12 protein-coding genes are annotated in these 13,336 nt (G+C 64.4%); 6 read left to right on the forward strand and 6 right to left on the reverse strand.

Annotated features, from left to right (window positions below; translation table 11 throughout):
• Positions 1-2 precede the first annotated feature (2 nt).
• Genes LIX00_RS18350 through LIX00_RS18365 form a run of 4 tightly spaced genes read right to left on the reverse strand, consistent with a single transcriptional unit; the run spans position 3 to position 4,543 of the window.
• The gene (locus LIX00_RS18350) at positions 3-1,346 is read right to left on the reverse strand and encodes an MFS transporter (protein ID WP_227356455.1); all 1,344 of its coding nucleotides are present in this window, start codon (positions 1,344-1,346) and stop codon (positions 3-5) included.
• 2 nt (positions 1,347-1,348) lie between these two features.
• Positions 1,349-2,740, reverse strand: coding sequence for an MmgE/PrpD family protein (locus LIX00_RS18355; RefSeq protein ID WP_227356456.1), 1,392 nt, complete (start codon positions 2,738-2,740; stop codon positions 1,349-1,351).
• A 38-nt stretch (positions 2,741-2,778) separates the two neighbouring features.
• Complete coding sequence (locus LIX00_RS18360; protein ID WP_227356457.1) at positions 2,779-3,258, reverse strand: hypothetical protein; 480 nt, start codon at positions 3,256-3,258, stop codon at positions 2,779-2,781.
• Positions 3,259-3,271: 13 nt separating this feature from the next.
• Positions 3,272-4,543 carry a CaiB/BaiF CoA transferase family protein gene (locus tag LIX00_RS18365; RefSeq protein ID WP_227356458.1) on the reverse strand — a complete coding sequence of 424 codons (1,272 nt, stop codon included), beginning with the start codon at positions 4,541-4,543 and terminating at the stop codon, positions 3,272-3,274.
• A gap of 115 nt (positions 4,544-4,658) precedes the next feature.
• On the opposite strand from LIX00_RS18365, the gene LIX00_RS18370 reads away from it, so the two are divergent.
• From LIX00_RS18370 to LIX00_RS18385, 4 genes are all read left to right on the forward strand, one after another.
• A complete protein-coding gene (locus tag LIX00_RS18370; RefSeq protein ID WP_227356459.1) occupies positions 4,659-4,931 on the forward strand; it encodes a hypothetical protein in 273 nt (90 codons plus the stop codon).
• Between the two features lie 67 nt (positions 4,932-4,998).
• Positions 4,999-6,183, forward strand: coding sequence for an ABC transporter ATP-binding protein (locus LIX00_RS18375; RefSeq protein WP_227356460.1), 1,185 nt, complete (start codon positions 4,999-5,001; stop codon positions 6,181-6,183).
• 3 nt (positions 6,184-6,186) lie between these two features.
• Entirely contained in the window at positions 6,187-7,131 is a 945-nt protein-coding gene (locus tag LIX00_RS18380; RefSeq protein WP_227356461.1) for a carbohydrate ABC transporter permease, read from the forward strand.
• Positions 7,131-8,039 carry a carbohydrate ABC transporter permease gene (locus tag LIX00_RS18385; protein WP_227356462.1) on the forward strand — a complete coding sequence of 303 codons (909 nt, stop codon included), beginning with the start codon at positions 7,131-7,133 and terminating at the stop codon, positions 8,037-8,039. The genes LIX00_RS18380 and LIX00_RS18385 overlap by 1 nt, the downstream gene beginning before the upstream one ends.
• A gap of 192 nt (positions 8,040-8,231) precedes the next feature.
• On the opposite strand, the gene LIX00_RS18390 is transcribed toward LIX00_RS18385, so the two are convergent.
• Entirely contained in the window at positions 8,232-8,564 is a 333-nt protein-coding gene (locus LIX00_RS18390; protein WP_227356463.1) for a hypothetical protein, read from the reverse strand.
• Positions 8,565-8,716: 152 nt separating this feature from the next.
• Between LIX00_RS18390 and LIX00_RS18395 the strand changes: the two genes are divergently transcribed.
• Both LIX00_RS18395 and LIX00_RS18400 read left to right on the forward strand, forming a co-directional pair.
• Positions 8,717-10,159: an ABC transporter substrate-binding protein gene (locus LIX00_RS18395; protein ID WP_227356464.1), complete on the forward strand. Its 1,443-nt coding sequence runs from the start codon at positions 8,717-8,719 to the stop codon at positions 10,157-10,159.
• A gap of 276 nt (positions 10,160-10,435) precedes the next feature.
• Positions 10,436-11,818 carry an ABC transporter substrate-binding protein gene (locus tag LIX00_RS18400; RefSeq protein WP_255679366.1) on the forward strand — a complete coding sequence of 461 codons (1,383 nt, stop codon included), beginning with the start codon at positions 10,436-10,438 and terminating at the stop codon, positions 11,816-11,818.
• 39 nt (positions 11,819-11,857) lie between these two features.
• Here the strand turns inward: LIX00_RS18400 and tcuA are convergent, their stop codons facing one another.
• Positions 11,858-13,297 carry an FAD-dependent tricarballylate dehydrogenase TcuA gene (gene tcuA, locus LIX00_RS18405; RefSeq protein WP_227356466.1) on the reverse strand — a complete coding sequence of 480 codons (1,440 nt, stop codon included), beginning with the start codon at positions 13,295-13,297 and terminating at the stop codon, positions 11,858-11,860.
• Positions 13,298-13,336 lie beyond the last annotated feature (39 nt).

Below are 13,336 nucleotides of genomic sequence, written 5' to 3' on the forward strand. Positions count from 1 at the left end.
GCTCAGTCCGTGGTTCGGTCGCTCTCGCCGTCCGCGTCGCTCCCGGGTTCGGCGGCGCTGGAGAGTCCGCCGTCGGTCCCCCCGTCGGCGTCCGCGGCCGCCCCGACGGCCACCGAGGCGGGCGCGGGCGGCAGGAACAGGTAGAGCACGGAGGACACCGCGGTGACACCCGCGAGCACGAGAAACGCCTCGTCGAACCAGCCGGCTTCGGCGAGGACGCCGACGAACAGCGACCCCGCCGCGCCGACCGCGAGGTAGAACGTCCGGAACAGCCCGTACCCCGCCCCCTGAATCTCGTCGGGCAGCAGCGCCGCGACGTACCCGTTGCCGACGGGGCCGATACCGAGTCGGGTGCCGAGCAGCGCGAGCAGCGCGGCGAGGGCCGCGGTTCCGCCGACGAACGGCAGCAGTCCGACCGTGACCACTCCGACGCCGGCGAGCGCGGCGAGGACGGTGCGCTCGCCGTACCGGTCGGCGGCGTTGCCGGCGAACCACTGCGAGACGGCCCCGCTCGCGTAGAACAGCCCGTAGAGCACGGAGGCGGTTCCCTGCGTCAGTCCCTTGACGTCGATGAGGTAGGTCGGGAGGAAGGCGGTGATGCCCTGGTAGGTGAACAGTATCAGCGTCATCGCGACCCACGCCAGCACCACGCGACCGTCGGTCATGCCGCGGAGGAGTCGGACGGCGGTTCGGCGGGTGAACTCCTCGGCCGCGCGGGATTCCCCGTCCGACCGCGTCGGGACGTAGGCCCACAGGCCGAACGCGACGAGCACGAGCGGCGGGACGACGAACCCGAACCCGGCCCGCCAGTGGAACCACAGCGCCAGCGCCCCCGCGACGAGCGGCAGTCCCGCCGCGCCGAGGTTGCCGACGGCGAAGGTGGCTCCGAGCGCCGTCCCGTCCCGGTCGGGGTAGATGCGCGACAGCACCGTCACCCGCGGCGGGGCGTAGAGGCCCGACCCGAGACCGAACAGAACGCCGCCGAGGACGAACACCGGAAACGAGGGTGCGACGGTCAGCGCGGCGGCCCCCGCGGCGGTGACGAGCGTGCTCACGGTCAGGGTCGTCCGCTCGCCGATTCGGTCGACCATCATCCCGGCGGGAAACTGGGTTACCGCGTACGCGCCCCAGAGCACCGAGACGAGCAGGCCGGCGGTCGCGTTGTCGATGCCGAACGCCGCCTTGACCTGCGGGAGGAGCGCGGGGAGGACGATGCGGGTGCCGAGCACCAACAGCCAACCCGCGGCCACGACGACCAGGACGCGGCCCCGGCCGCCTCCGCGGAGCGCGTCCACCCCGCTCCGAACTCTCGCCGCGGTTCGGTTCACGAGGTCGAGCGCCGCCATGGCTACAGTGACCGCGACCCCCGCTCGCGGAGGGCGTCCGTCAGGTCGGCGACGGTGCGGCTCTCGAAGTCGCGCGCGATTTCGACGAGTTCACGGCGCGTATCGCCGCCGACGCCCGCCGACCGCGCGAGCGCCTCGAACTTCTCGGTCACGCCGTCCCACCCCAGCGGCTTCTCGGGTTCGCCGAGGGCGGTCTCGACGAACCGCTCGTGCGTCTCGTCCTTCGTCTCGACGACGACTCCCGCCGCCCACCGCTCCGGAAACAGCGACTGCACTTCGTCCGTCGACACGACCTCGGTCGCGTCCATCAGGTTGCGGAGGTCGGGGTCGTCGAGGCGGGACTGAGCGTCGAGAAACGCCTCCAGCCCCGCTTCGCCGGTCGACAGCGCGAGGGCCGCCCCGAACGGCGCGCTGAACTGGCAGTCGACGAAGTTCGACGGTCGACGCTTGCGCTCGACGGGGTCGCCGGTCAGACGCACGCCCGGTTCCGGAAGGTCGACGACCACCGACTCCACCGCGCTCGAATCGACCCCCGCGCCGATCTCGGTGAGCGCGTCGAGCGCGGCGTGCACGTACCGACAGCAGGGGTACGGTTTCAGCGCGGTCTCCATCACGGCGTGGTCGCCGAGTCGGTCGAACGCCGCGGGTTCGGGGGCGTCCGTGTACCCGGTCAGGAAGCCGTACTCGCCCTCGACGGCCGCGTCCGCGCCCCGAAATCCTGCCGCGGCGAGCGAGGCGGCGGTGACCCCGCGGCGCGCGGCCATCCCCGGATGGAGGCGCTTGTTCCACGCGCCGTTCGACAGGAACTGGAGCGACCCGGCGGCCTGACTGCCGCCGACCCCGAACGCCGATTCGAACTCGTCGGCCGAGAGCCCCGCCACCACGCCCGCGGCGGCGATGGCTCCGAACGTCCCGCAGGTGGCCGTTCCGTGGAATCCCCGGTCGTAGTGGGCGTCCGGGTCGACGGCCCGGCCGAGGACGCAGGCGACGTCGAACCCGGCCGACATCCCCGCGAGGACTCGCTCGGCGGTCGCCCCGTCGCGTTCGGCGACCGCGAGCGCGGCCGGGATCACCGGCGCGCCGGGGTGGAGCGACGACTCGCGGTGGGTGTCGTCGAAGTCGAGGCTGTGGGCGAGCGCCCCGTTGACCGCGGCGGCGCGCTCCGGCGAGCGGCGGTCGCCCGTCACGATCGTCGTCGCTGCGCCGCCCCCTCGACCGCCCAACCCCTCGAGGATGGCCGGCGTGGATGCGGCGTGTTCGCGCGCGCCGAGCGCGACCCCGAGGAAATCGAGCAGGTGACGTTTGAGTTTCTCCCGCACGTCCGCGGGTAGGTCGGCGAATCGCGTCTCCGCGCAGTGCGCCGCTAGCCGGGCGGTCGCGTCAGTCGTTGACATACGAAATGCGATGCGGTTGGAACGAATAAGCGTGGGGGTTAGTTTTCCTCGCCGCGAACGACGTTCGCCGGCGTATCGAGCGTGAAGTGATACTTGCCGAGACCGATGCACGCCAGCGCGACGGCGGTGAACGGGAGCGCGACGAATGTCAGCGACCCCGCGATAGCCGCGAGCATGACCCACATCCACCGAATCCGTCGGCGGGCCCAGCGGACGCCGACCGCCTGAAACGCCGTCACCGCGGTGAACTGCACGCCCGCGAGGACGATTTCGTACGGCTGGTAGCCGTAGAACCGCCCCTGCGAGACCGAGTACCAGAGGAACGCCGACCCGGCCAGCGTGATGAGCGTCGCGGTCAGCAGCGCCCCCGCTCCGAGGGCGACGACCCACTCCGGAACCCGCGCGAGGAGGCGGGCGTCCTCCTCCGGGACGTGCTGGTCGGCGCGGTTCTCGACCGCGTCGACGTCGGTCTCGTCGGCCCCGGTTCGGTACCGGTCCGACGCGTTCTCGTCGCTCATGGTGTCGATCGCGTCATTCGTCGGGAATCGCGTCGGCGTTCTTCAGCGTCTCGATGTCCTCGTCGGTGTAGCCCATTTTTCGGAGAATCGGCACTGTGTCCTCCCCCAGAAGCGGCGGGCCGTCCCGGAAGCCCGACTCCGCGTTAGCGAAGTTGAGCGGGTGTTCGATGACCGGAATCTCTCCCGCCGCCGGGTGGTTCGCCGTCGACAGCACGTTCCGAGCCTCCACTTGCTCGTTGTGGAGCGCCTCGTCCACGCTGTGGACCGGCCCGACGGGCAGTCCCCGTTCGTCCGCGAGCAGTTCGACCCACTCGTCCGTTCGCCGCTTTCGGAAGACGTCCGACAATACTGCCTCTAGTTCGTCCATGTTCTCGACCCGGTGGGCGTTGGTCTCGAATCGCGGATCGTCCGCCAGTTCCGGCCGGTCGATGGCCTCGCACAACTCCGTCCAGAGCTTCTGGTTCGCCGCCGCGACGCTGAGGTGTCCGTCCGCCGTCGGGTACACCTGATACGGCGCGAGCACGGGGTCTTTCGTCCCCATCCGCGTCGGCTCCTCGCCCGCGAACGCTTTCCCCGCCTGCTTGGTCAACCACGGGAGCGCGGCGTCCAGCATGCCGAGTTCGACCCGTTCGCCCTTCCCGGTCGACTCCCGGCGATACAGCGCCCCCACGATGCCGAACGCGGCCCACATGGCGGTGATGAGGTCGGTCTGGGGCAGACCCACTTTGACCGGGTCGCCCTCCTCCGATCCGGTGACGCTCATGATGCCGCTGGTCCCCTGCACGAGCAGGTCGTAGCCCGGTCGGTCGCTCCACGGTCCCGACTCGCCGAACGCCGAGATGGAGCAATAGATGAGTTCGTCGTTGCGTTCGCGGAGATCCTCGTACCCGACGCCGAGTCGGTCGGCGGTTCCAGGGCGGTAATTCTCGATGAACACGTCGGACTCGCCGACCAGGTCGTAGAGCACTTCCAGTCCCTCGTCGCTCTTCAGATTCAGCTCGACGCTCTTTTTGTCGTAGTTCACCGTCCAGAAGTAGGGCGATTCGCCGCGGTCGGACGCGGTCTTCCCCGGGCCGTCGTAACCGTCCACGTCGACGAACGGCGGCCCCGAGTGACGGTTGTCGTCGCCGATCCTTGGCCGTTCGACTTTGATGACTTCCGCGCCCTGATTCGCGAGCATGAGCGAGCAGAACCCGCCGGTGACGAACGTCGAGAGGTCGAGAACCCGCACTCCGTCGAGGATCCCCGACTGAACGGGGTCTCCGTCATCGGTTGACCGTGACATGTATGACGAAAGACCGACCGGTGGGATAAGATTTTGCATCGGATGTTTGATGATATCATATAAACTACTGCTTGTCATGCAAGCGTTTATAACTTTGTGGTATGTGTTAGCTTGTATGGGGCAGACTAACCAGGCAAACGACTCGGGCGGCGGCTCCAAATGGGTGACGAACCACCCGATGGGAGCAGCGATCATCGCGTACGCCTTCCTGAGCATTCCTGTCTACTTCTGGCTTGAAGGGCCAGTCGGAACGGCAGGAACGGTCGACGGTTCAATCGTCATCGCCGGGCTCGTCCTGGGTTCCATCATGTTCGTACCGATAATCAAAGCAGTGCTCACCAATCGATTCGGCGCCAGCCGCGTTCAAGCAGGCCCGGAGTCGGAGTGAGTACTGATGAGAGGACTTCCGACAACGCATAGCACGATACCGACCAACGCACGAAAATCGCTCAACCATGGTTGACGCAAATCTCGCAAACGTTCGCAAGACGTTCAACGACGGACAGGTAATCGCTGTCGACGATATCGACCTCCACATCGAAGAAGGAGAACTACTCGTCCTCGTCGGGCCGTCAGGCTGCGGCAAGTCGACGACGCTTCGATGCATCGCCGGGCTAGAGGTGCCCGACTCGGGTACCATCACGTTCGGCGGACACGAAGTGACCGAACTGCCGCCGAAGGATCGCGCCATCTCGATGGTGTTTCAGAACTACGCTCTGTACCCGTCGATGACGGTGTACGAGAACATGGCGTTCGGACTGAAGATGCGCGGCGCCGACAGAGAGTCCATCGACGAGCAGGTTCGGTGGGCCGCCGACATCATGGAGATCGGCGACCTGCTCGACCGATACCCGAACCAGCTATCCGGCGGCCAGCAACAGCGCGTCGCGCTCGGCCGCGCCATCGTGCGCGACCCCGCTCTGTTCCTCCTCGACGAACCGCTCAGCAACCTCGACGCCAAACTCCGAGCGGTGATGCGGACCGAGATTCAGGAACTCCAGCAGGAACTCGACGTGGCGACGGTGTTCGTCACGCACGACCAGGAGGAGGCGATGAGCATGGGCGACCGCATCGCGGTGATGAACGCCGGTCGAATCGAGCAAATCGCCTCGCCCGAGGAGATCTACCACGACCCGAACAGCCTGTTCGTGGCCGACTTCATCGGGAGTCCGTCGATCAACTTCTTCGAGATGCGCTTCGACGGAAATTCGGTCGTCGGCGACGAGTTCGACATCCAGTTGCCGGAGGCGGTCGCCGAGGAACTCCGAAACGGGCTCCCCGGGGAGGACGTCATCCTCGGTATCCGTCCGAGCAACCTCAACATCACCGAGCCCGGAACCGGCCTCATCGACATCGAAGTCGAGGTCGTCGAACCGATGGGCGACACCAAGATACTCTACTTCGACGTGGGCGACCGGCGGGTGAACGCGGTCGTCCAGTCGACCGAACGGGTCTCCGACGGTGACACGGTCGGCCTCGAAGTCGAGTGGCCGAACGTTCACTTCTTCAGTCCGGCCGGGCCGAAAGTCGTCAAGTGGATGCACGCGACTGAGGGAACGGTTCCCGGCACGTCGAGCCCGGCCGATGACGGGGTTCGAACCGACGGCTCCGCGACGAGCGTGCGCGAGGAGGAGGGGTGATCCATGGCGACGGTTTCGGACGAAATCGCCCAACGTGAACGGTCCTTCTCCGACCGGTTACTCGAAGAGTACGGCGGGCTACAGGGCATCCTGTTCCTGTTGCCGACGCTCATACTGCTGACCGGCATCGTCTTCTATCCGATGGTGGTCAACGGGCTCCTGCTGAGCTTCAAGCAGTTCACGCTCGACCCGAACACGGCCGACCCGTGGGTCGGTCTGGAGAACTACGAGTACTGGCTATTCGGCGCGGGACAGAGCCTGTTCCTGTTCAGCATCAAGATGACGCTGCTTTACGAACTCGTCGTAGTTCCGTTCGACCTCGTGGTCGCGCTCGCGGCCGCGCTCGTGATGAACGAGAGCCTCCCCGGTCGCCCGATCTGGCGGGGACTGATGCTCGCGGGATACGCCAGTCCGGCGATCGCCGCCGGTCTGACGTTCGCCATCATGGAACAGGCCGCCACTTACGGTATCGTCTACAACACCCTCAACATATTCTTCGACATCCCCGCGTCCGGCGGAATCACCTCGAATACGCCGTGGGCGTTCTGGGGCGTCGTTATCGCGAAGGTGTGGCGCGACTTCGGGTTCATGTACGTCGTGTTTCTCGCGGGCGTCCAATCGATACCGAAGGAGTTGTACGAAATCGCAAAAGTCGATGGGGCAGGCCCGGCGCAGCGATTCCGCTACATCACGCTCCCCCACCTCCGAACCGTCATCGTCACGGTCGTGATGATTCGGACGGTGTTCACCATCGGGAAGGTGGCGATACCGTGGGCCGTCACGCAGGGCGGCCCGGTCAACTACACGACGTTCCTCGGGGTCGCCATCTTCAAGTCGGCGTTCGTCGACTGGAGCATGGGCGAGGCCGCGGCGCTGGGGATGCTATTCGCGGTCGGCATCATCCCCCTCATCCTCATCTGGGTTCGCACTGAAACGGAGGACTACTAATGAGCACCGATACCGACAAGCGATTCGAGTTCGAAACGGAGCGGTCGAGACTGTCGTGGGAGACCCACTACAAGCCGGTGTTGAAGTACCTCTCGCTGGCGGTGCTGATGGTGTGGATGCTGTTGCCGGTGTACTACACCTTCGCGAACTCGCTGAAAACGCCCGAGATGATATTCACGACGCCGCTGGGCATACCGTTCGTCACCTTCGACCCGGTCGCCTGGAGCGGTCGGAACGCGTGGCGGACGATGTGGAGTGCGTTCCCGTTCGTGGAGTACACGCTGGCGACGTTCATCGTCAGCGTCGGAACCGCCGGACTCGCGACCGTCTCCGCGGTGTTCGCCGCGTACTCGTTCGCGCGACTCGACTATCCGTTCAAGAACTCGTTGTTCGTCTTGAGCGTCGCCGGGTTCATGTTCCCCATCGTCCTGCTGGCGATTCCCATCTTCGTCCTGATGCAGCAACTGGGACTGTTGAACACCTACATCGGAATGATACTGGCGTTCACGGCGTTCACACTGCCGTACAACATCTGGCTCCTGAGGGGGTTCTTCGAGGAACTCCCGGACAACTTGGAGGAGTCCGCCCGGGTGGACGGTTGCACGCAGATCGGCGCGTTCTTCAGGGTCATCCTGCCGCTGTCGCGGCCGGCGCTCGCGTCGGTGTTCCTGCTGGCGTTCCTGCTGGCGTGGCACAACTACCTGATGGCGTTCATCATCGGTCAGGACCCGCTGCACACCACGCTCGCGCCGGCGCTCCTCGAACTGAAGGGGACGTTCTTCGTCCGGAACTTCCACTTCATCATGGCCGGGACGTTCCTCTCGATGATCGTCCCCATCACCATGTACATGTACCTGCAGAAGTACCTGGTCGAAGGGCTCTCGTCGGGCGGCGGCGTCAAGGGATAAACTAATTCCCTCGACCGACACACGTCTTCGCGGTCCTTTTTCGGGGTTCTCCCGTCCGCGTTCGGTCGCGGATTCGACTCCGGCCGTGCCGTTCGAACTACGGGCGACTCGATACGTCGGCGATGATTCGCGCCGTTGCGACCGGTAGCACGATAGGGTTCGTCTAAAAACGGATCGTCGATTCGTACTCGATTACTTCTCGGAGGAATCGCCCACGTCGACCGTCCACTCCTGTGTCTGGTCGACCTTTTCGGTCTGCCACTCCTCTAACTTACCGCCGACCACGGAGATCACGTACCCCACGAAGAGTACGATGATAGAGAGGATGAACAGTCCGCTGTTCGCGTTCGGTTCGTCTGCGAGCGCGAACTGGGGGATCAGGATCTGACCGGTGTACTGCCAATCGAAGTACAATCCGATCAGAAACAGAACCCCGGCGACCAAGTACAGGATGTTGGCCGCCAAACCGAGGTAGTCCGAAACGCCTGTTCTACCGACACCTGACCGTACGGTCTGCCCTGACATACCATGACATACAGGCAAACGCCCTATAAACGTTGCGTCGCCGTCCGCCGAGCGCGTACCCATCGGCCTATCGAGGTGTCGTGACGGCGGGAAATTATACCGAAAGTTTATTATAAATGCCCCCGACGATGAGGTTGGTGGGGAGTTACCAAATGGCACAGAAGCAAGGCGTTGCCGATGCGGCAGCGCACAGTAGTGCAATCGATAGACGAGACTTCCTGAAAGCCGCCGGGGCCGGCGTAACGGCGACCGGACTCACCGGCTACGTGGGATATCAGGGGAACCCGACGCTCGAGGTCTGGTTGTCCTACTACACCGAGGGGAAGACGAAAAGACAGTACACAGATCAACTGGTCAAGCAGTACCAGAACCAATCCAACACGCAGATCAACGTCACGGGTGTCCCGTACACCGACGTGGTGACGGAGTTCCAGTCGGCCCGCGCCGCCGGGAACGTCCCGCACCTCGTCGAGGTGATGACGCGCCCCGGCATCCTGGCCGGCGGCGCGGGCATGGTCGTCAACGACCTCTGGCAGAGTTCGTCGTTGGCCGACAAGACGTCCGACAAGATAATGAACGGCCACCGGGTCTGGGGCGCACAATCGACCGGGAAGCAAGGGAATCTAGTGACGTTCCCGCTCGGTTTCCGGCCGTACTTCACCGCGTGGCGAACCGACTGGCTCCAACAGGCCAACATCGACCCGAGCGAGGTCAACCACGAGGCCGGCAGCCTCCACTGGCGCGACGACATGCCGGGAATCTACGATAAGCTCAAGCAGACCCAGATGGGTCAACGACAAGACTCCTTCCCGGACACGACGGGGATGAAACAGAGCGACGAGGAGTACCTGTCGCTGTACATCCCCCAACACGGCGGGTCGATGTCCGGCGTCGTCGACCTGAAAGGCCAAAACGCCACCATCGACTCGCAGGCGGCTCGCAACGCCATCAAGATGCAGTTCGAGTACATCAACAGAGGGTACTTCCATCAGAACTCGATCAACCACGGCGACGAGGAGTCGACGACCCTGCACTGGTCGGGGCAGGTCGCCTGCAACCACATCCAAGACTCGACCGACCTCTGGGGCGACTACCTCGAAGAACAAGGGCAAGCGATGCGAAACGGGCAGTACACGTGGGGATTACCGATGAACGCCGGGACGAAGGCCGCGCTTGCGTGGTTACCTGCCCTGGGCTTCATCGGCGACGCGTTCAACAATCAGCGGGAACAAGACGCCGCGGTGAAGTTCATCGAGTGGTGGATCGGCGACAGCGACCGAGCGGTGCAGAACGCGAAGAATCTCGGGTTCGTTCCGGTCGCGCCGGCGCAGATAAAGAACGAAAACTTCTTCGGGCAGTCGGAGATGCACACGGAGTTCTGGCGCGGTGCATGCCTGAAGACGCTCAACCAGTTCGACCCGGCGGTGATTCCGGCGGTGCCGGGCGCGAACGCCATCACCTACGATATTCCACGCGGAATGCATCAGCAGATCGCTCAACAGCTACAACAGGGAACGGGGTTGGACCAGGCCGTCAATCAGGCGACGTCGCAGGCGGCGACCGAGATCAACCGACTCCTACAGCGGAACCAGTAGTCCCTTCCGTCTTCGTTTTATCGCGTGTCGGTCGATAGCTGCCGCACCACCGACAGTGGCGCTCACCGCTTCCACGCTATCGATTCGAACGTGGGGTGATGCCGTCAGAAATACGTAATAGTTTATAATTACTCCTGAGACTGATTAGAAATCTGTGGGGAAGATTTAAGATTTGCACGATTAAATGAGGGAGTGGGTTGTTAACTCGTGGCAAGAAGGAGTTCTACCAACTTCGATTCGGGGCACCGCTCCGTCGATCGCCGCCGATTTTTGAAAATGGCGGGCGCAACAGCGACGGCGACCGGACTCGCCGGCTGTTCCGGCGGCGGAAATAATGGAGGAACTGCGGGCGATACGGGTAAAACGACGCTCGAGGTCTGGTTGTCCTACTACACCGAGGGGAAGACGAAAAAGGAGTATACCAACAAGATCGTCAAGCAGTACGAAAAGAAGCGCGGCATACAGATCAATATCACAGGTGTCCCGTACACGGACGTCACTACGAAGTTCCAAGCGGCGCGTGCGAGTGGGAACGTTCCGCACCTCGTCGAGGTGATGACGCGCCCCGGCATCCTCGCGGGTGGCGCGGGCATGGTCGTCAACGACCTCTGGCAGAGTTCGTCCCTGGCCGATAAAACCGCCGACAACGTTATGAAAGGCCACAAAGTGTGGGGCGCACAATCGACCGGGAAAAAGGGTAACATTGTAACGTTCCCCCTCGGCTTCCGCCCGTACTTCACCGCGTGGCGAACCGACTGGCTCAAGCAAGCCGGTATCGACCCGAGCGAGGTCAACCACGAAGCGGGGAGCCTCCACTGGTACAAGGACATGCCGGGAATCTACGATAAGCTCAAGCAGACCGAGCTAGGCAAAAAGAAGGGAGCGTTCCCGGGAACCACGGGGATGAAACAGAGCGACGAGGAGTACCTGTCGCTGTACATCCCCCAACACGGCGGGTCGATGTCCGGCGTCGTCGACGTCAAGGGGAAGAAAGCGGCGATCGATAGCCCGGAGGCCCGCAAGGCCATCAAGATGCAGAAGGACTTCATCGACAAGGGCTACTTCCACAAGAACTCGATCAACCACGGCGACGAGGAGTCGACGACTCAACACTGGTCGGGCCAACTCGCGATCAACCACATGCAAGACTCGACCGACCTCTGGGGCGACTACCTCGAGGAACAACAAAAGGCCATGAAGAACGGCGACTACACCTGGGGACTGCCGAGGAACGCCGGGACGAAGGCCGCGCTCGCGTGGCTCCCGTCGCTCGGCTTCATCGGCGACGCGTTCTCCAAGCAGAAGGAAAAGGACGAGGCAGTGAAGTTCATCGAGTGGTGGGTCGGCGACAGCAACCGGGCGGTCCAGAACGCGAAGAACCTCGGGTTCGTCCCGGTATCGCCGGATCAAATCCAGAAAGAGGATTTCTTCGGCCAGTCGAAGATGCACAAGGAGTTCTGGCGAGGCGCGGCGGCGAGGACGCTCAAGGATTTCAAACCGGCGGTGATTCCGGCGGTACCCGGTGCCGACGCCATCACCTACGAGATTCCCCGGAAGATGCACCAGAGCATCCTACAGCAGGGTACGAGCGTGGAAAAGGCCACCTCGATGGCCGCCGAGGAGATCAATCGACTGCTCCAGAAGAACCAGCAAGGGTAGGAAGGAACTCGCTGAATCGAGCGCGAACGACCAAACGATTCAGTCAGCGACGTACTCCGCGGCCTTCTCTCCGGCGATTCGACCGAACACGGCCGCGTTCGTCAGTCCCGTCCCGCCCGGGTAGTTGTCGTAGAACAGTCCGCCGACGCTGTTACCGGCGGCGTACAGCCCCGGAATCACTCGGTCTCTGGTGTCCAACACCTCCGCGTTCGCGTTGGTCGCCACCCCGCCGAAGGCGAACGTGATGCCGCCGGTGACCGCGAAGGCGTAGAACGGCGGGTCGTCGACCGGGAGCGCCCAGTTCGACTTCGGCGGCGTCACGTCGGCGACCGCGTTGCCGTCGAGCACCCGCGGTTTGAACGCGCCCGGGTCGCAGGCGGCGTTGTACTCCTCGACGGTGGTCGCGGCGGCGTCGGGGCTCTCACAGCCCGCGCGTTCGAGGACGTCGCGGAGGTCGTCGCCGACCACGGGGTCGGACGGGCCGGTCGCGTCGACCTCGTCGATGGTCTTCGAGTCGACCAGGATGAATGCCTCGCGGTTCGGCTGCTCGAATATCCTCCGACCGAACTTCGCGTAGGTGTGCGCGCGCGCGTCCTCGCCCTCGTCGACGAACCGCTCGCCCTCGTGGTTGAGCAACAACCCGTACTGGTAGCCGTCGATGCGGTTGGTTCCGCCCTCCACGTCGGGGGCGGCCGCGTCGATGAGCGCCATGTGAGCGCCGCCCCACTGTCCCACCGCTTTAGCCCCCGCGTCCAGCGCCATGTCGATGGCTTCCCCCGTGTTGTATCGGCTTCCTCGGACCTTCATCGCGTCGTAGTCCGGCCCGTAGTAGCGCGTCCGCTTCTCCGGGCTCGATTCGTAGCCGCCAGCGGCGATTATCGCCGCGTCGCAGTCGAACCGGACGAAGCCCTCGTCGGTAACCGCGTCGACGCCCGTCACCCGCCGGTCGGCCGACCGCCGGAGCGCCCTGGCTTCCGCGTCGTAGTAGACGTCCGCGCCCGCATCGGTCGCCGCATCGACCAGCCCGTCGACCATCTCCTCCCCGTCGAACCACGTCCGAGCGACGGTGTAACCGGAGTTGAGCGGGGTCATGTCCCACTCGACGCCGAGTTCGGTCAGCCACTCTATCGTCTCGCCCGCGTTCTCGACCAGCGTCTCGGCGAGTTCCTCGTCGGCCCGACCGTTCGTCTGGGCCATGATGTCGTCGTAGAACTCCGACACCGTGTAATCGGGGACGTCGAACTCGTAACCGTGCTCCGAGAGGTCGGCGTCCGCCGACGGAACCCGGAAGGACTCGGTGAACCGGGTGTGGCCGCCCCGCCGTTCCTCGGGCGATTTCTCCAACAGCGCCACGCTCCGACCGGCCTCCGAGGCCCGGACGCCGGCCGCCAACCCGGCCATCCCGCACCCGACCACGACCACGTCGTACTCCTCGCGTCGCTCCGAGATGTTCCGCTCGCTACCGTCTTTCGCTGACATCGCTCGAACCATGCGCGACGAGCACAATCAAACTACCGC

Origin of the sequence: Haladaptatus salinisoli, assembly GCF_020614375.1 — an archaeon.
GTDB lineage: Archaea > Halobacteriota > Halobacteria > Halobacteriales > Haladaptataceae > Haladaptatus > Haladaptatus salinisoli.